The sequence below is a fragment of the Exiguobacterium sp. UBA5002 genome (genome assembly GCF_002396765.1).
Lineage (GTDB): Bacteria > Bacillota > Bacilli > Exiguobacteriales > Exiguobacteriaceae > Exiguobacterium_A.
On the sequence record NZ_DGYQ01000020.1, the window covers coordinates 188,073 to 204,158 of the forward strand.

The 16,086-nt window shown below is 41.4% G+C and carries 22 protein-coding genes; all 22 read right to left on the reverse strand.

Features of this window, described 5'->3' with window-relative positions; all coding sequences use genetic code 11:
• Positions 1–13: 13 nt before the first annotated feature.
• The 22 genes from flhB to flgB all read right to left on the reverse strand — a co-directional run bounded on the left by flhB (position 14) and on the right by flgB (position 15,708).
• Complete coding sequence (flhB, locus tag B4C70_RS05240) at positions 14–1,105, reverse strand: flagellar biosynthesis protein FlhB (protein ID WP_290777344.1); 1,092 nt, start codon at positions 1,103–1,105, stop codon at positions 14–16.
• Positions 1,106–1,109: 4 nt separating this feature from the next.
• A complete protein-coding gene (gene fliR, locus B4C70_RS05245; RefSeq protein ID WP_023468704.1) occupies positions 1,110–1,877 on the reverse strand; it encodes a flagellar biosynthetic protein FliR in 768 nt (255 codons plus the stop codon).
• On the reverse strand, positions 1,874–2,146 hold the full coding sequence (fliQ, locus tag B4C70_RS05250; RefSeq protein ID WP_290777346.1) for a flagellar biosynthesis protein FliQ: 273 nt from the start codon (positions 2,144–2,146) through the stop codon (positions 1,874–1,876). Before fliQ ends, fliR begins: the two co-directional genes overlap by 4 nt.
• Positions 2,147–2,158: 12 nt before the next feature.
• Positions 2,159–2,827 (reverse strand): flagellar type III secretion system pore protein FliP, encoded by a 669-nt coding sequence (fliP, locus tag B4C70_RS05255; RefSeq protein ID WP_290777348.1) that lies wholly within the window; start codon positions 2,825–2,827, stop codon positions 2,159–2,161.
• Positions 2,824–3,180 carry a flagellar biosynthetic protein FliO gene (locus B4C70_RS05260; RefSeq protein WP_290777350.1) on the reverse strand — a complete coding sequence of 119 codons (357 nt, stop codon included), beginning with the start codon at positions 3,178–3,180 and terminating at the stop codon, positions 2,824–2,826. The genes fliP and B4C70_RS05260 overlap by 4 nt, the downstream gene beginning before the upstream one ends.
• Positions 3,181–3,311: 131 nt before the next feature.
• Entirely contained in the window at positions 3,312–3,677 is a 366-nt protein-coding gene (locus tag B4C70_RS05265) for a response regulator (RefSeq protein ID WP_023468708.1), read from the reverse strand.
• 14 nt (positions 3,678–3,691) lie between these two features.
• Positions 3,692–4,858, reverse strand: a complete 1,167-nt coding sequence (gene fliY / locus B4C70_RS05270) for a flagellar motor switch phosphatase FliY (RefSeq protein WP_290777354.1) — start codon at positions 4,856–4,858, stop codon at positions 3,692–3,694.
• 1 nt (position 4,859) lies between these two features.
• Positions 4,860–5,843 (reverse strand): flagellar motor switch protein FliM, encoded by a 984-nt coding sequence (gene fliM / locus B4C70_RS05275; RefSeq protein WP_290777356.1) that lies wholly within the window; start codon positions 5,841–5,843, stop codon positions 4,860–4,862.
• Positions 5,844–5,852: 9 nt separating this feature from the next.
• On the reverse strand, positions 5,853–6,305 hold the full coding sequence (locus B4C70_RS05280) for a flagellar basal body-associated FliL family protein (protein WP_290777358.1): 453 nt from the start codon (positions 6,303–6,305) through the stop codon (positions 5,853–5,855).
• Complete coding sequence (locus B4C70_RS05285; protein ID WP_290777360.1) at positions 6,277–6,516, reverse strand: flagellar FlbD family protein; 240 nt, start codon at positions 6,514–6,516, stop codon at positions 6,277–6,279. Before B4C70_RS05285 ends, B4C70_RS05280 begins: the two co-directional genes overlap by 29 nt.
• Positions 6,513–7,412: a flagellar basal body rod protein FlgG gene (gene flgG / locus B4C70_RS05290; protein WP_290777362.1), complete on the reverse strand. Its 900-nt coding sequence runs from the start codon at positions 7,410–7,412 to the stop codon at positions 6,513–6,515. The genes B4C70_RS05285 and flgG overlap by 4 nt, the downstream gene beginning before the upstream one ends.
• Positions 7,412–7,867 carry a flagellar hook assembly protein FlgD gene (gene flgD / locus B4C70_RS05295; RefSeq protein ID WP_290777364.1) on the reverse strand — a complete coding sequence of 152 codons (456 nt, stop codon included), beginning with the start codon at positions 7,865–7,867 and terminating at the stop codon, positions 7,412–7,414. The genes flgG and flgD overlap by 1 nt, the downstream gene beginning before the upstream one ends.
• A complete protein-coding gene (locus B4C70_RS05300; RefSeq protein ID WP_290777366.1) occupies positions 7,851–8,993 on the reverse strand; it encodes a flagellar hook-length control protein FliK in 1,143 nt (380 codons plus the stop codon). The genes flgD and B4C70_RS05300 overlap by 17 nt, the downstream gene beginning before the upstream one ends.
• Positions 8,994–9,003: 10 nt before the next feature.
• Positions 9,004–9,555 carry a MotE family protein gene (locus B4C70_RS05305; RefSeq protein WP_290777367.1) on the reverse strand — a complete coding sequence of 184 codons (552 nt, stop codon included), beginning with the start codon at positions 9,553–9,555 and terminating at the stop codon, positions 9,004–9,006.
• Positions 9,552–9,986 (reverse strand): flagellar export protein FliJ, encoded by a 435-nt coding sequence (locus tag B4C70_RS05310; RefSeq protein ID WP_023468717.1) that lies wholly within the window; start codon positions 9,984–9,986, stop codon positions 9,552–9,554. Before B4C70_RS05310 ends, B4C70_RS05305 begins: the two co-directional genes overlap by 4 nt.
• Before the next feature lie 11 nt (positions 9,987–9,997).
• Entirely contained in the window at positions 9,998–11,311 is a 1,314-nt protein-coding gene (gene fliI, locus B4C70_RS05315; RefSeq protein WP_290777370.1) for a flagellar protein export ATPase FliI, read from the reverse strand.
• Positions 11,304–12,029, reverse strand: coding sequence for a FliH/SctL family protein (locus B4C70_RS05320; RefSeq protein WP_290777372.1), 726 nt, complete (start codon positions 12,027–12,029; stop codon positions 11,304–11,306). Before B4C70_RS05320 ends, fliI begins: the two co-directional genes overlap by 8 nt.
• Positions 12,022–13,029 (reverse strand): flagellar motor switch protein FliG, encoded by a 1,008-nt coding sequence (gene fliG / locus B4C70_RS05325; protein ID WP_023468720.1) that lies wholly within the window; start codon positions 13,027–13,029, stop codon positions 12,022–12,024. Before fliG ends, B4C70_RS05320 begins: the two co-directional genes overlap by 8 nt.
• A 4-nt stretch (positions 13,030–13,033) precedes the next feature.
• The gene (gene fliF / locus B4C70_RS05330; protein ID WP_290777375.1) at positions 13,034–14,605 is read right to left on the reverse strand and encodes a flagellar basal-body MS-ring/collar protein FliF; all 1,572 of its coding nucleotides are present in this window, start codon (positions 14,603–14,605) and stop codon (positions 13,034–13,036) included.
• A 28-nt stretch (positions 14,606–14,633) separates the two neighbouring features.
• A complete protein-coding gene (gene fliE, locus B4C70_RS05335) occupies positions 14,634–14,921 on the reverse strand; it encodes a flagellar hook-basal body complex protein FliE (RefSeq protein ID WP_035396905.1) in 288 nt (95 codons plus the stop codon).
• 23 nt (positions 14,922–14,944) lie between these two features.
• The gene (flgC, locus tag B4C70_RS05340) at positions 14,945–15,343 is read right to left on the reverse strand and encodes a flagellar basal body rod protein FlgC (protein WP_023468723.1); all 399 of its coding nucleotides are present in this window, start codon (positions 15,341–15,343) and stop codon (positions 14,945–14,947) included.
• Between the two features lie 2 nt (positions 15,344–15,345).
• Positions 15,346–15,708: a flagellar basal body rod protein FlgB gene (gene flgB / locus B4C70_RS05345; protein ID WP_290777377.1), complete on the reverse strand. Its 363-nt coding sequence runs from the start codon at positions 15,706–15,708 to the stop codon at positions 15,346–15,348.
• Between the last annotated feature and the right edge of the window lie 378 nt (positions 15,709–16,086).

Sequence of the window (16,086 nt, forward strand, 5' to 3'; positions counted from 1 at the left end):
ATGCTTCATCCTTTCATTTTGCTTGTTTCAGTTGATAGACAAAGGCGAGTGTTTCAGCGAGCGCCTGATAGAACGTTTCATCCACTGCCATACCAATTTCTGATTGAGCGAACAACGCCCGCGCCAGCGGACGATTTTCAACAATCGGGACATCAGCTGCTGTCGCCTTCTCCCGAATCCGGAACGCGACAGCATCTACGCCTTTAGCAACGACAATCGGTGCCATATGTTTTCCGTCATCGTATTGAATCGCTACCGCATAATGGGTTGGGTTCGTGATGACGACGTCGGCATTTGGTATTTCTTGCATCATCCGCCGCATCGCCATCTCCCGTTGTTGTTGTTTGATTTTCCCTTTGATTTGAGGGTCACCCTCTGTGTTTTTATGCTCATCTTTTAAATCCTGTTTACTCATTCGGATCGACTTCTCGAAATCAAATTTTTGATAAGCGAAGTCCAAAATGGCTAATGCAATCAAAGCGATACTAACAGATAAACCAAGTAAAAATGTTAAATGACCAATGATAGCTAATGCATCACCGATTGGTTCCGAAGTCAACCGTGAAATTTCGACCTTGTTATTCCATAAGACCGTGCCGCTCGTCACACCGATGACAAGCAGTTTAAAGACCGATTTTAGAAATTCGACGAGCGCTTTGACACTAACAATTCGTTTGACGCCTTGTAGTGGATTAATCCGATCCAGTTTCGGTTGGATCGCCTCGCCACTCAAAAGTACACCAATTTGAACAAAATTCCCGAGAACACCGATGACGACCGCTGTTAAAAAGAACGGTGCGACGAGAATTCCCATTTGAATAAGCATCTCGACTAAAATCTGTTCAATTCGTCCCTCCTCAACAGCCTGCAACACTTGACTTGCACTTAGACCATCTTGTAGAACGAAGACGAATCGTCGTCCTAGAAATGGACCAAAAAAATAGAGGACGAGGAACATCGCGAATAACATAAAACTACTTGTCAGATCCGCTGATTTTGCGACTTGTCCCTTCTTGCGGGAATCATCCCGCTTTCGAGGTGTCGCCTTCTCCGTCTTCTCACCAGCGAAGTACTGAAGGTCAAGGCGTAATCGATATGAATGCATGTCCTCAACCTCCTAGTAATCGAATGGCATCTGCAAGTACATCTTGTAGTAATGGAACGAATCGACCGATTCCTGTGATCGTCGCTCCTGCTAATAAAAACAGAATCGCGTATCCCATCAATAGTTTGACGGAAAAACCAATCGCAAAAATGTTGAATTGGGGAGCCGTTTTCGCTAGGAAACCGAGCGCGAGATCCACTAAAAAGAGTGAAACGACAAGTGGCATCGCCATTTGTAAGGCAGTCAACATCGCAAGCCCAACGACACGGATGACAAGGCTCATTCCTGCGTCGCCCGATACCGCAATCAGGCTACCTGGTGGAAAGATTTGAAAACTCGTGTAGATTCCGTCAAGTAAAATCAGGTGCATATCAGAAGCGAGCAAGACGAGTAATGTCAGCATGTAATAAAAACGACCAACGATGGGAGACTGTCCACCAAACATCGGGTCATAAGCGGAAGCCATTGCAAGCCCCATTTGCAAATCGATGATGGAACCGGCAATTTGTGGCGCATACAATAAAAAACTGGCAAGTAACCCAAGTGCTAGACCGACTAAAACTTCCGTTCCCATTCGAAAGAAAAAATCGAAATCTTCTACGCGGACATCTGTTTTGACGGCATAACTTGCAAAGTAAGCTAGGCCTGCCGCCAATGCTAATTTATGTTGTGCTGGTAGTTGCTTTGAAGAAAACAACGGAGCTGCAACGAGAAATCCGACGATTCGACCAAAGATGAGTAAAAAAACACTCAAGAAAGAAAGTAACGTCATTTGCGGGAAACCTCAGCGATTTGTTTGAATAGATCAATCGTAAAGGTCTGTAGCTCCTGCATGATCCAAGGACCAAAAAAGACGAGTGCTAAAAATACGGCAACGATCTTTGGAACGAACGATAACGTCTGTTCCTGAATTTGTGTCGTCGCCTGCAAAATACTAACGAGCAGACCTACGACGAGCGAGACGAGTAGCAAGGGAGACGATACCTTGAGTAATGTCCAGACGGCAGAACTTGCAAGCTGTATGATCATTTCTTGAGTCATTCGGATCCCTCCCTAACGCATACTGACGAGCAATGATTCGACGATCAGGTGCCAGCCGTCAACTAAAATAAATAACAATAATTTAAACGGTAACGCAATCATGACCGGCGGCAACATCATCATTCCCATCGACATCAGGACACTTGAGACGACCATATCGATGACAAGAAAAGGTATGAAGATCATGAACCCGATTTGAAAGGCCGTTTTTAATTCACTGATCGCATAAGATGGAACAAGTGCGACAAGTGGAATATCTTCAATTTTTTCTGGTTTTTCATAATTACCGTACTTTAAAAACAACTCTAAATCGTTTGTTCGCGTGTGTTTCGACATGAACCGTTTCATCGTATCTCCCGCTTTATCAAACGCTTCATCTTGACTGATTTTATCTGCCATATATGGTTTTAAGGCCGTCGTGTTTAATTCAGATAAGACAGGCGACATAACGAATAATGTAATGAACAAAGCGAGTCCAACGAGGAGCTGGTTTGGTGGCGTCTGTTGTGTTCCAAGAGCAGAACGGACAAAAGACAACACAACGACAACACGCGTAAAGCAGGTCATCAAAATGAGCAGTGACGGCGCAAGTGATAACAACGTCAGTAACACAAGTAGCTTAATCGATGTCGCTGTTCCTGACGGAGTATCAAGTGATATCAGATTCTCAATCGTATTCATGAGCGACCTCGATTCTTTTGCAGTTGTTCGAGTTGTTGTTTAAACGTCTCAAGAAACTGCGAAGGTGAGGATTTCGGGGAAGACTCTTCAAAATCCGTTGGTTCATATCCTTCCAGATCATCCAATGTATCTAATAATTGTACGTTTTCACCGACACCGACGACGTAAATCTTATCTTGTATCTTGACTAACTGAACCGATCGATCTTTCCCGAGTGGTACTCCACCTAAATGGGTCAATCGTCCGGAATGTCTGACACCTCGCGTTCGTTCGTGAATGAATCGTGTCACAAGGATGAATCCGCCGATCAAGACGATAAGAACGACGACTCCTTTAAAAATAGTCAACGCCATGGAAGGACTCTCATCGACTTGCTGAGTCGCCGGTGCATCGTTCTGAGTTGGATTTAATTTTTCTTCGACTGTTTCTGCACTTACGGGAACCGAAAGCAAAAACAGCAGACAAATCAGCAAAGTCACTTTTTTCATGACGAGACAGTTTTCGAAACCGCTTCAAGTACACGATCTGCTTGGAACGGTTTAACGATGAAATCTTTGGCACCTGCTTGAATGGCATCGATAACCATTGACTGTTGTCCCATTGCTGAACACATGATGACTTTAGCAGCCGGATTAATTGCTTTAATTTCCTTTAAAGCAGAGATTCCATCCATTTCTGGCATCGTGATATCAAGTGTGACGAGATCTGGTGTTAATTCCTTATACTTTGAAACAGCCTCTAATCCATTCTCTGCTTCGCCAACGACATCGTAGCCATTCTTCGATAAAATTTCCTTGATCATCATTCGCATGAAAGCAGCGTCATCTACGATTAATACTTTTGCACTCATTTTATAGTTCCTCCTTAGAACATCCGAAGACGTTCTTTTGTATTTACGATTTCTGTAATGCGTACTCCGAAGTTTTCTTCAATGACTACAACTTCTCCGGTTGCAATCAACGTGTTGTTTACAAATACATCTACTGGTTCACCTGCTAATTTATCAAGTTCAATGATGGAACCTTGCGTCAGTTCTAGGATATCTCTAACCGATCGTCGCGTACGTCCTAGTTCAACCGTGACGTTCAACGGTACGTCATACAACATACCAATATTAGCCGGCGTACCGTCTACTTGTGCATCACTTAATTGACCGAATTGGACAGGACTGACAGCAACACTTTCTTTCACTACTTGCTCCTGAACTGGAGCAGGTTTTGCTGGCGGTGGAGAAGCTTCAACGGCTGGTGAAGGTTTAGGTTGAGTTTGTGCCGCAGGTTGAGTTTGTGCCGCAGGTTGAGTTTGTGCCGCAGGTTGAGCCGGTGAAGGCTCATTTGATACTTCAGTACTCGCTAAGAACAACTTTTGAATGAGTTGTTTAGAAAACTCGAGCGGTGCCAACTGTACGATTTTCGAATCAATCAATGTCCCGATTTTCAAATCGAACTCAATGATGACCATACTGTCCCAAAGAGAGAAACTATCTACGATACTTTTCTCTTGCGAAAAATCAAAAATTTCAACAGCTGGAGGTGAGATATCAATTCTCATGGAGAATACCGTGGACATTGATGTAGCGGCAGCTCCCATCATTTGGTTCATTGCTTCTTGTACAGCTGAAAGCGCAATCGGCTCCATCTCAGCAGTTTCATCAATGACACCATCTCCGCCCATCATTAAGTTCGCAATAATGGAGGCATCCCGTTGTGTTAAGATGAGGACATTTTCACCTTTAAAACCTTCTGTATATCCAACGCGTAAGGCAACATGCGGAATGGGATAGCGACTTCTTAATTCATCCATCGTAATCATTCGAACATGTGGCGTCGTAATTTCTACTTTTTGATTCAACAATGCGGATAAAGCGGTAGCTGAATTTCCTAATGAAATATTCCCTACTTCTCCAAGCGCATCGATTTCCATCTCATCTAAAACTTCTTCATCCGATTGGGTATCGCTTGCATCATCAGAATCAGATGGTGTTCCTCTTAATAAAGCATCGATCTCATCTTGCGAAAGCATATCGCTCATGTTATTCCTCCTCAATTCGTTGTATGACTTGTAAAGCGAGATGCTTCCCATTTAGACCTGGTCGCGCCTTGAACATTTTACGATCATCGACGAACAGTTCAACCGGATCAGATGTACGTGTCTTCAGGGATAGACAGTCGCCAACTTCGAGGTGTAACAACTCACCAAACGACAGATCCGTCTGGCCAAGCACTGCTTTCAAATCGACGACAGAACTCATTAATTGAGTCTGCATATGTTCAGACGCTTGATCATTGATTGACTTACGCTTATCTTGTTGCATCCAAAAATGACTGGATAGTTTAGGTAAAATCGGTTCTAATGTGACGAAAGGTAAACATACATTTAATGTGCCACTCACTTCACCGACCGTTACATAAATGGACACAAGAATAACCGTTTCATTTGGAGAGACGAGCTGGAGAAATTGTGGATTGATTTCAAGATCATCATATTCAGCTTCTAATTCTGTAATCGATTCCCAAGCCGTTCCATATTGCACAAATGCTCGTTTAAACAGCTGCGTCAAAATACGTGTTTCAATTTCAGTTAAGTTCTCAATTTTGTTCATTCCTTCGCCCGGTCCACCAAGCAGACGATCTAACATTGCATACGCAATATTTGGGTTCACTTCAAAAATGACTTTCCCGTCTAATGGTTGAAGGTTGACCAAATTGATTAATGTCATATTTGGAATAGAATGAATGAATTCATCATAAGGCAGTTGCTCCACTGTATTCACTGTGAACTGGACATATGTTCTTAACTGAGCTGAAAAATGAGTCGTTAGCACTCGAGCAAATTGCTCATGAATGCGCGTTAAGTTTCGTAATTGGTCTTTAGAGAAACGAAGGGCACGTTTGAAATCATATACTTTAACGCGCCGCTCTTCTTCTTGACTCCTGATTTCCTCAACTTCCATATCTCCACTTGAAATAGCTGATAGCAAGGCGTCAATTTCATGTTGTGATAATACTTCGCTCATGCTGCCACCTCACTGGATGATTTTTTTCGTAGTGTAGACACGTTGGACATCACCCTCTTGGATGAGTTTTTTGAACTGGACACGTAATTTTTCTTCCAGTTTCTCCATGTCGGCTTTCGAATCCAAATCCGATTTTTTCATGGTAGATAAATCCCCAAGAATGATGTTGTTAATTTGGAATTTACGCAATTCTAAATCATCCCGTGTTTTTTGGTCATCGGTTACGATTGTAAATTGTACATTCAAGAAACGTTCGTCTGAGATGTTCGTCGTCAAATCATCAGTCTGAAGACTACGTGCATCAAGCTCTTCTCCAGTCGGCTGTTCTACTTTTGCTTTCGTTTCATCTGGAGCAATCAAATATTTCATTACCATGTACCCAGCTCCAATCATCATGAGAGCAACGATGACCATGATCAATGGTAATTTAAGCTTACTTTTCTTTTTCTCTTCTTCCGCCATCATCGATCCTCCTTACACTCGTCAAACCGGTCAATCCGATTTGACGATAAAATTGAATTGCTGCCTCCGTCACTTCCTCCATCGATTCTTGTACGACATACGTTTGTCCACCAATGAGGTGAATCGTCGTATCAGGAGTCGAACGAATGGATTCAATCAAGTTGGCATTAATGACTAATGGTGTTTTTCGTAACGTCGTTAACTGAATCATCGTTTCAGATTGACGAGTTCTTCTAACACTTGGTCACTCGTTGTAATGATTCGTGTGTTTGCCTGGAAACCACGCTGCGCAATGATCATCTCCGTAAATTCTTCCGATAAGTCAACGTTCGACATTTCTAAAGTTCCCGAAGTTAATTGACCAAGACCATTCGTACTTGGTGATCCCGCCGCTGCTACACCTGAGTTCTGAGATGCGGAAAATAGATTAACACCAGACTTCTCAAGACCACCGGGGTTTGCAAAGTTAGCCATTGATAAATATCCTACTCGTTGTAATGAACCCGTACCATCTACAAAAGTAACTAGTCCATCTTTACCTATCGATAAATTCCTTGCATTTGTAGGGATTTTAATTTTCATATACCCTCCAGTAAATGCATTATCAATAGCCCCTGTTTTCTCGTCATAAGTATTTGAACCAAGTTCATCAGAATTAGCAGGTGGAAGACCTGGATCATCTCCTACTGGATCAGAAAGTCCGATTACATAATTACCATCACTAGTTACGATATTCCCTTCGACATCTGTATAAAAGTTTCCAGATCTCGTATAACGAACACCTTCCGCTGTCATGACTTGATAGAATCCTTCTCCTGAAATCCCGACGTCAAGCGTCCGACCGGTATTTTGAAGTGCCCCTTGGTTGTAGACGTTATCGACTGTTGACATCGATGCCCCAAGACCGACTTGTTTCGGGTTTGTTCCCCCGACGCCGCCACCCGCACCAGAAGCAGATCCGACAGATTGGTTAACTAAATCCTTGAACGTAACACGCCCTTTTTTGTAACCGAATGTATTGACGTTTGCGATGTTGTTACCGACGACATCCAATTTCGTTTGGAAGTTTTTCAATCCACTGATTCCTGAATACATTGAACGTAACATTATTTTTCCTCCTTAGATTTGATTTGCGTCAGGTCATACACACTGACCCGTTTACCGTTCGATAATTCAGCGATGACATCCACACCATCTCGTTTGACACTTAGTACAGTTGCTGTCTCTTCCGTTGAAGACGTTTCACCCTCAGCGTTAGCAGGCGGTGTATAACTGACATCTTTCCCAATCAGGTTACTGTACGTCATCAACGCACCAGCATGCTGATTTAGGATCATCGTTTCCATTCCTTTTCCAATCGATTGCATCTGTTCTAACGAAGAAAACTGAGCCATTTGGGCAATGAACTCTTTATCTTCCATCGGAGCTGTTGGATCTTGGTTCGATAACTGGGCGATTAAAATCTTCATGAACATATCTTTATCCATCGAATTGTTGGATACGGTTTGCTTTTTTTCAGGTAACTGAAACGAAGAACCGTCATTTTTAATCCCTTCCGTCATCTTCTTCCTCCTCTCGCTCTTCTTCTTGCTGATGTGAAGAAGATTCCTGTTTTTCCTGTTCACGTCGTTCTGAAGAGAATCCTTGTTCAAATTCTCTTGCAGCAGTCGCAATGATACCTGTTTCGATTTTCACAACCGGACTCTGTTGATGTAGTGTCGTATGTAGTTTTCCGAGTTGTTGTTCGATCAATTGCTTCGTTTGTTCATTCGCCATGAAAAGCTTAATCGTAAGTTCATTTCCTTTTCGATCTACTTGAACGACTAATTCACCTAGCTGTTCAGGATATAAACGAATAGAGATTTTTGAAGAACCATCTTTACCGTTTATGAAAGGTGCTTGCTTTAACGCCGCTTCGATTCGATTGATGATTTGCTCATTGACCGGTAAAAATGGAACTGTGCGATTCACGCTATTGAAAAGGAGCGCATGATTCATTCGATTTACACTTACTGCCGGAGCTGCTGTATTCGCTTTAATATCTTGTTCCAGTGCTGAGGAGGACTCTTGACTTTGTTTCTGAATAACATTCACTATTTTATTCTGACCCGTTTCCATGAACTTTTCTTTTGACGGCGTCAGTTCATTTTTGACGGGTAAAATCAAATTCTCCATGTTTTCCTCTACTGGAGACGATCCAATACTTTGCACGGAATTTACTTCTGGCTTCAATTGCTGATTCTGATTCTGTTTCAGCAAAACATTTCCGATCAACGTATTAATTTGAGCGAGAGTGATGGATGATTGATCGAGTAGCTGAACAGCAGATTCGATATTTCCTTCTTGAATCGCCTTTAAAATCTGTACAAGCTCTCGATGCTTCACCGAATGAATTGGAAGGCTACTGACCTCAGGTTGCTCCAGCACTTCTAAAATCATTTCTGGATGATCCATAAGCGACTGGATATTTTGAAGCAATACAGCCTTTTCAGATTTTCCATCTACATCTACATGTTCCGAATCTTTTAGTGATACATCCGGTATTCCTTGATTTACAGTCAACTCATTGTTCGTTAGAAATTGTAAAAGTGTCGCAAACTTACCTGTTGCATCTGTTGCGTTCCCCATCTCATCGGTACCTATCGCTGTTCCTTGTACCGGATTCATTTGAAGATCTGAAATATTCATGATCTCACCTCTATTCCGAAGCTAATAATTGAGTTAATGCTGCTGCTTTTTTGGCATCCATTTTGGCAATGATTGCAGCTTGCTGTTCTGCATCGATGTTTTCAATGATCGAAACCACTTCAGTTGGGCTGAGTTCATTAAAGATTAACGCCGCTTCTTTAGGTGACATTTCTGCATATACATCAGATACTGGTGTTTTCTTAGTTTTCTTCTCACTCGTAGAAGTAGTTGAAGCAGCAGGAGCTGATGCTTTTTTTAACTGATCCCGTTCTGAGATTAGTTTCGTGATTTCTTGTTCTTTCACTTGCAACGTTTGCTTTTGTTCTTCTTTTTCATTGCGTAATTTCTTAATTTCGTTGTTTGCTACTTTTAAACGTTCGACCAACTCTTGGTCATTAGAGGTAGCAGTAGATTTTGCTGTTTTTTCTGTATCGAACGGTAAAGATAATAATGGTCTTCCGTTCGCATAATTCAACACGAAGTATGCTGTCAGCAAGATGATGATAAACGGGATGATCACTAATGGTAATATCCACTGCTTTGACGTCTTTTGTTCACTCATATCGTTTGACCTCTTTTAAAATGTAGAAGAGATAGCTCATCTAGTTGATTTTGTTCTACTATTGCAAGTTCTCGCCGTACTTCAATAAAATGATTTTCTTGTAGTTTGGTGAATTTTTTCTCTTCGATCATGGCTTCTTTTAATGCCAATTGCGCTTTTTCATAAACGTTCTTAGCTTGCGTGACGAACAACTGTTGTCTCTCGATTTGTTGCTTCACTACATCCCTGGCTCTTTCACGATATTGTGAATCAACCAACTCAATCCGTCCGATTTGATCCTGTTCTTTCAAAAACGTTTCGTACCGGACTAACAGTTGATACAGCTTCTGCATTTCCTCTTCATAACGCATCTTTTTTTCAGCTGTTTCTTTTGAGACTCGATCCTTTTCCGCTTCAGCGAGCGGAATGATTCGTTCATATATCGTTCGCATGTCCGCTCCCCTTATGGAATAATCTGAAATAGTCTTTCAATTGCAGCATCTAAGTCACTCACTTCGTGGACAGACTGTTTTAGAAATTCGATGAGTTGTGGATAGATTTGAATGGCCCGATCGATTTCTGGATTTGTTCCGCTTTTATACGCTCCAATGTTAATCAAATCTTCCGCATCTAAATAAGTCGAGAGAAGCTGACGAAAAACGATGGCCTTTTGTTTATGCTCTTCTGAAGTGATTTGATTCATGACACGACTGATGGAGCGTAATACATGAATCGCAGGATATTGTCCTTTGTTCGCTAAATTCCGATCCAGTACAAAGTGACCATCCAAAATTCCGCGTACAGCATCTGCAATCGGTTCATTCATATCATCCCCATCAACCAAGACGGTATAAAATGCTGTGATCGAGCCTTTTTCAGTCTTACCGCTTCGCTCCAAAAGTTGTGGAAGTAGCGCAAAGACACTTGGTGTATATCCTTTTGAAGCGGGAGGTTCACCTGTTGCTAGCCCGATTTCACGTTGTGCCATTGCAAATCGTGTAACGGAGTCCATCATCAGAACGACATTTTTCCCTTGATTCCGAAAGTACTCAGCAATCGCTGTTGCAGTGTAAGCACCTTTAAGTCGTACAAGGGGCGATTGATCACTCGTTGCTACAACGATGATCGACCGACTCATTCCTTCCTCACCTAACTCCGCTTCGATAAACTCTTTGACTTCACGTCCACGCTCTCCAATTAAAGCAATCACGTTGATATCCGCTGTTGACCGTTTCGCAATCATTCCTAAAAGTGTGGATTTTCCGACGCCTGATCCTGCAAATAACCCAACACGCTGTCCTTCACCTACTGTTAATAACGTATCAATTGCTCGTATCCCAGTTGAGAGTACTTCGCTAATACGTGGGCGACTTAGCGGACTTGGTGGCTTTCTAACAATGGATGTTGTTTTTAAATGCTCTAGGTTTTCACCGTCTAATGGTCTGCCTAGTCCATCTAACACTTTACCTATCAACTCTTCGCCTACAGGAACGTGTAACGGTTTACCTGAAGCAACAACGATGGACCCTGGAGCGATTGCTGTCGTTTCACCATAAGGCATAAGTAAAACATGCCCCTCTTTAAAGCCAACGACCTCTGCTTCAATTTCATGGTGTGCGTTCAATTGAATAAAACAGCGTTCTCCTATTGATACAGCAGTAGGTCCTCTCGATTCGATCATCAAACCAATAACTTGGACCACTTTACCTGAATGTCGCAGCAGATCATCAAATTTAATGTCTTGAATCGCTTCTTGCAAATGTTGAACTTTATACATCTGTCAACACCTCAAAAATCTTTTTCTCAAGATGTTTAAAGCTGGAATGTAACCCACCCGTAATCGCTCCATTTTCAGAATCGATTCTAAAATCACGTGGTGACAATTCTGGATCTAATCGGAGTTGGACACTGACTGTCGCACCGAGAATAGATTGGATCTTATCTTCCATCATGACTAAGCGTTCAAAATCTTGAGGCGATGCATAGACAAATAATTTCTCACGATCTCTAAACTGAATCAGTAGTTTATGAATCATCTTATACAATGTCTCTTCATCAGAATCTAATAGATTTTCTAGAAATAAATGTGTCGTTTGAAGAGCAGCTACACATAGATCATGTTCCATCATCATAAGTTTCTCTTGAAAACGTTGCTCTAATTTCTCAATTAACGCATTTAAGTCAGACATTGCCTTATCATATGTTGCGAAGCCGCTTGATTCTCCTTCAACATACCCTGCTTCATACCCTTGCAGCGTTGCCGCCTCAAGCGTTCTTACCTTTTCTTCTTCCAATTGCGCTAGTCTTGATTCGTGTTCTTCCATCAAACGTTTTTCTAAAAGTGTCAATTGATTCTGACGTTCTAACCATTCTTCTTCATAGGAAATCGTAACGAGATTACTGTCATGATCAACGTTTTCAGACGATGCTACTGGCTGATGAATCAAACGCTGCGATTTAGACAAGACACTCTGCCGTTTAATGACGTTAGACAACGATATCATCTCCTCCACCGCGTGCGACGACGATTTCACCCATATCTTCTAAACGACGAATGATACCGACGATTCGACTTTGTGCTTCTTCGACATCGCGTAATCGAACAGGACCCATGAACTCCATATCTTCTTTGAACGACTCGACCATCCGCTGAGACATATTTCGATACACCATGTCCTTGACGTCATCAGATGATACTTTCAATGCTAAAAGAAGATCCTCATTTGAAACTTCACGAATGATACGTTGAATTGCACGTGCATCCAATGTGACAATATCCTCAAATACGAACATCCGCTTTTTAATTTCCTCAGCGAGTTCAGGATCTTGAATTTCAAGCGTATCCAAAATTGTTCGTTCTGTCGTTCGGTCAACACCATTCAACACTTGAACAACTGCTTCAATCCCGCCTGACTGAGCATAGTCTTGCATTCCTGCTTGAGACAGATTACGTTCTAAAATCAACTCAACTTCACTAATGATTTCTGGATTCATTCGATCCATCGTAGCAATTCGTCTCGCTACATCCGACTGTGCCTCTGCCGGAAGCTCAGAAAGGATTTGTCCTGACTTCGCTGGATCCAAATGAGCAAGTACTAGAGCAATCGTTTGCGGATGTTCATTTTGAATAAAATTCAATAATTGTTTTGAATCTGCTTTTCGCGCAAACTCGAAAGGACGTACTTGAAGTGTTGATGTGAGGCGATGAATCAATTCCATCGCCTTTTCTTCACCAACAGCTTTTTCTAATACGGATTTCGCAAAACCGATACCACCTTGCGTGATATAGTTCTGTGCCATTGCTAAATCATGAAATTCATCCAAAACACCTGCTTTATCTTCAGGGTCAATTCGTTTCATGCTTGAGATTTGTAACGTCAACCATTCCATCTCTTCTTCACTTAGATGCTTATATACGTTCGCCGCGACTTCTGGACCTAATGAAATCATTAGGACGGCAGCCTTTTCACGACTATTCATCTCTAATTTCTTCATAAGATCAATCCTCCGCTAACCAAGTTCTAAGCAGTTTTGCAAATTCGTCTGGATTTGACGCTGCTAATTTTTCTAGTTGTTTTCGTTTTTGTGCTTCATTGCTATTATCTTCAGTCGATAACTCAGGAATTTCTGTTTCAATCGGTGTCCATTCCTCTAAGCTTTCCTCTTCTTCTTTTTTACGTTTACGAACCATGAAGAAAATCATGCCTATGATGACTAAAGCTGCTGCACCTAATGCAAACCAAACCCACATCGGAATTGTTTCTGAAGTAGCGGTCTGTTTAGTTGTCGTGTTAGCAAATGGTCGAGACATGACAACTACTTTATTTGTCAGTTCCGCATCTGTTAACGTCGTTTTAGCATCTTGTTTTGTAATGGACGTACGAATGATAGAATACATCATCGTCTGTAAGTCCGTTTGTAACTGTGGATCAATTTGCGTCTGACCCTTTGGTGGTTCTACGATGATTTGAATACCTAAGTCACGAATTTCATATGGTGCCCCAGAAATCTGTTTCGTGATTCGATTTACTTCATAGTTAATAATATCGTGTGTTTTTTCACTCGTATCTCCAGCTTCGCCATTTCCTGTCGGGAAATTGATTGTTTCATTTTCGCCAGTCCCAGCAGTTCCTTGATTCGCTGCACCAGTGTATGCTTCAGCTACTTTTTCAGCAGATGTGACGATTCCTTCGATCTTATCTGGATCTACTGGTTCTACTAATTTTTGTTCTTCCTGACGTTTCGTAACATCTACGTCCGCTGTGACTGATACGAGTGCTTTTTGCGGTCCAAGAACAACAGAAAGCATTTGTTGGATCTGTTTGCGTAAATCGTTCTCTGTTGCTTTTTTAAGCGCCATCGGATCTGTTCCACCTGCTGTTTGCGTCGCATTGCCCGGTTCATAGTACGTGAAGTACTGATCCATGATCGTAATGTTTTCTTCTTTAAGATTTGGAATACTTTTAGCGATCAAATGATATAGACCTTGAACCGTTTGATTATTCAAGTTACTACCTGCGCTAGAGGTCAATACGACCGATACGGTTGAAGATTCTTTCTCATCCGATAAAAAGACACTCTTTTCTGGGAGCGTAATCATGACTTTAGCTGACTCGATTCCATTGACTTGTGTAATCAAGTTTTCAAGTTCCGTCTGCATCGTGTCGCGTTCCAAAATGTTCATTTCTTTATCCGTCGTTCCGAAACCCGCGTTTTCACTAAAGAAGGAATAATCAATTTGACCAGACTTTGGAATACCAGCTGTTGCTAATTCGACTTTCAAATTCTCAACATTCGCCTCTGGAACAAGAATTGTCACGCCATTCGCTTCACTAACTACTTCAGACTGAATACCGTCCTCGTTTAGTTTTTCCGTCACTTGTCCAGCTTCTTGTGGTGATAATTTTGAATAAAGGGGTGTCATCGTTGGTTTAGATAACCAAATAATAGCGACGATCAACGCTGCTAAAACGACGATAATACTTCCAAGAATCATCGCCTTTTTAGCGAGTGACCATGATTTCCACGTTGTATTAATGGTGTTCCATCTTGCTTTTAATCCTTCGTTCATTCAACATCTCCCACGCTTTCCTTAACATTCACAGTTGCATACGCATCATTTCTTGGTATGCTTCGATGCCCTTATTACGGACCTCAATGGCGAGTTGCATAGAGAGAGATGCTTCTTCTGTTTTAATCATAATATTATGTAGATCTGTTGACTTTCCCGTCGCCAAATCTACTCGTGCTTGAGATGAAGCGCTTTGTGTCGCATTTAATCCATTCATTGCTTGACTTAACACTTCGCTAAAGTCACTTGGTGTTGTTTTAGGAGTCATTTGATTTTGAAGAATGGGTTGTAATCCCTGAATCGCTTGAATTGCCATGGTCATTCATCATCCCTTCATTCTTACTTACCGATCTCCATCGCTTTAACAAGCATTGCTTTCGTCGCGTTAAGAGCTGTCACGTTTGCTTCATAAGATCGTGTCGCGCCCATCATATCGACCATTTCTTTTAAAATATCGACATTCGGCATTTTGACGTATCCAAGCTCGTCTGCATCTGGATGACTTGGGTTGTATTCTAATTTAAAAGGCTCTTCATCTTTTCGAAGTTCGCTAACCGTTACACCGTTAGCCGTTTCCTTAAGCACTGCTAATTTACGAGCGTAGGGTTGCCATTGACCATCTACAAGTTCTCCCCGTGTCGTTTGAGCATTTGCAATATTTGCTGAAACCGTATCAAGCCGGAGACGTTGTGCAGTTAACCCTGATGCAGAAGTATGAAATCCACCGAACATACTCACTTTTATCTGCCTCCTCTAATTACTGATTGGATTCCTGAAAATTTCCGATTCAGCTGTTCTACTAATGCCTCATACTCGATTTGATTGCGTGATAATTCAGACATCTCAAAATCGATATCGACACCATTTCCATCGTTACGCATAGAAGTCGATTGCTCAACGATCGAACCTTGCGCATCAATTCGAGCATGACGCTTTAGACTCATTTTCATTTGAGAGTCTAGTACATCCGAAAACACTAGACGTTGCGCTTTGTATCCAGGTGTATCAACATTCGCAATATTTTTAGATATTACTTTTTGAGAATCTACAGTACGATTGACTGCTTTAGTGAGTAAAGAATAATCGGAGCCTAACCAATCCATTTATCCGCCCTCCATGTATGAATAGTTTGGAATTGAAGAATATTAAAACTAGTAAGTCATTAGTAACATATCTGAAATAATTGAAACAAATAGGTCAATGTTTGAAAAGGATAAATTTTAAAAAAAGGGTAATGAGATGTTCATTTTTCACCTTTAATTACCATTTTGTTCAAAAATGATAAATATTACCTATGCATCTACGAATAGAAAAAAGTTTAATTAATAAAAATGGACTAATTTATGATTTACATAAAATGTCTAAACTAAGATTTAAAATATTTCATTCATGAGCAACAGAATTGATTATACATCTAATACAGAATGAAAAAAACACCAAATTGTAATTTCTTTGAATAAGACGGTTTGTCAAATTAAGCG

Excerpts from the sequence above, each read along its gene's own strand:
- flhB (WP_290777344.1), bottom strand. The coding sequence starts at position 1,105 with ATGCATTCATATCGATTACGCCTTGACCTTCAGTACTTCGCTGGTGAG.
- fliR (WP_023468704.1), bottom strand. The coding sequence starts at position 1,877 with ATGACGTTACTTTCTTTCTTGAGTGTTTTTTTACTCATCTTTGGTCGA.
- fliQ (WP_290777346.1), bottom strand. The coding sequence starts at position 2,146 with ATGACTCAAGAAATGATCATACAGCTTGCAAGTTCTGCCGTCTGGACA.
- fliP (WP_290777348.1), bottom strand. The coding sequence starts at position 2,827 with ATGAATACGATTGAGAATCTGATATCACTTGATACTCCGTCAGGAACA.
- B4C70_RS05260 (WP_290777350.1), bottom strand. The coding sequence starts at position 3,180 with ATGGCGTTGACTATTTTTAAAGGAGTCGTCGTTCTTATCGTCTTGATC.
- B4C70_RS05265 (WP_023468708.1), bottom strand. The coding sequence starts at position 3,677 with ATGAGTGCAAAAGTATTAATCGTAGATGACGCTGCTTTCATGCGAATG.
- fliY (WP_290777354.1), bottom strand. The coding sequence starts at position 4,858 with ATGAGCGATATGCTTTCGCAAGATGAGATCGATGCTTTATTAAGAGGA.
- fliM (WP_290777356.1), bottom strand. The coding sequence starts at position 5,843 with ATGAGCGAAGTATTATCACAACATGAAATTGACGCCTTGCTATCAGCT.
- B4C70_RS05280 (WP_290777358.1), bottom strand. The coding sequence starts at position 6,305 with ATGGCGGAAGAAGAGAAAAAGAAAAGTAAGCTTAAATTACCATTGATC.
- B4C70_RS05285 (WP_290777360.1), bottom strand. The coding sequence starts at position 6,516 with ATGATTCAGTTAACGACGTTACGAAAAACACCATTAGTCATTAATGCC.
- flgG (WP_290777362.1), bottom strand. The coding sequence starts at position 7,412 with ATGTTACGTTCAATGTATTCAGGAATCAGTGGATTGAAAAACTTCCAA.
- flgD (WP_290777364.1), bottom strand. The coding sequence starts at position 7,867 with ATGACGGAAGGGATTAAAAATGACGGTTCTTCGTTTCAGTTACCTGAA.
- B4C70_RS05300 (WP_290777366.1), bottom strand. The coding sequence starts at position 8,993 with ATGAATATTTCAGATCTTCAAATGAATCCGGTACAAGGAACAGCGATA.
- B4C70_RS05305 (WP_290777367.1), bottom strand. The coding sequence starts at position 9,555 with ATGAGTGAACAAAAGACGTCAAAGCAGTGGATATTACCATTAGTGATC.
- B4C70_RS05310 (WP_023468717.1), bottom strand. The coding sequence starts at position 9,986 with ATGCGAACGATATATGAACGAATCATTCCGCTCGCTGAAGCGGAAAAG.
- fliI (WP_290777370.1), bottom strand. The coding sequence starts at position 11,311 with ATGTATAAAGTTCAACATTTGCAAGAAGCGATTCAAGACATTAAATTT.
- fliG (WP_023468720.1), bottom strand. The coding sequence starts at position 13,029 with ATGAAGAAATTAGAGATGAATAGTCGTGAAAAGGCTGCCGTCCTAATG.
- fliF (WP_290777375.1), bottom strand. The coding sequence starts at position 14,605 with ATGAACGAAGGATTAAAAGCAAGATGGAACACCATTAATACAACGTGG.
- fliE (WP_035396905.1), bottom strand. The coding sequence starts at position 14,921 with ATGGCAATTCAAGCGATTCAGGGATTACAACCCATTCTTCAAAATCAA.
- flgB (WP_290777377.1), bottom strand. The coding sequence starts at position 15,708 with ATGGATTGGTTAGGCTCCGATTATTCTTTACTCACTAAAGCAGTCAAT.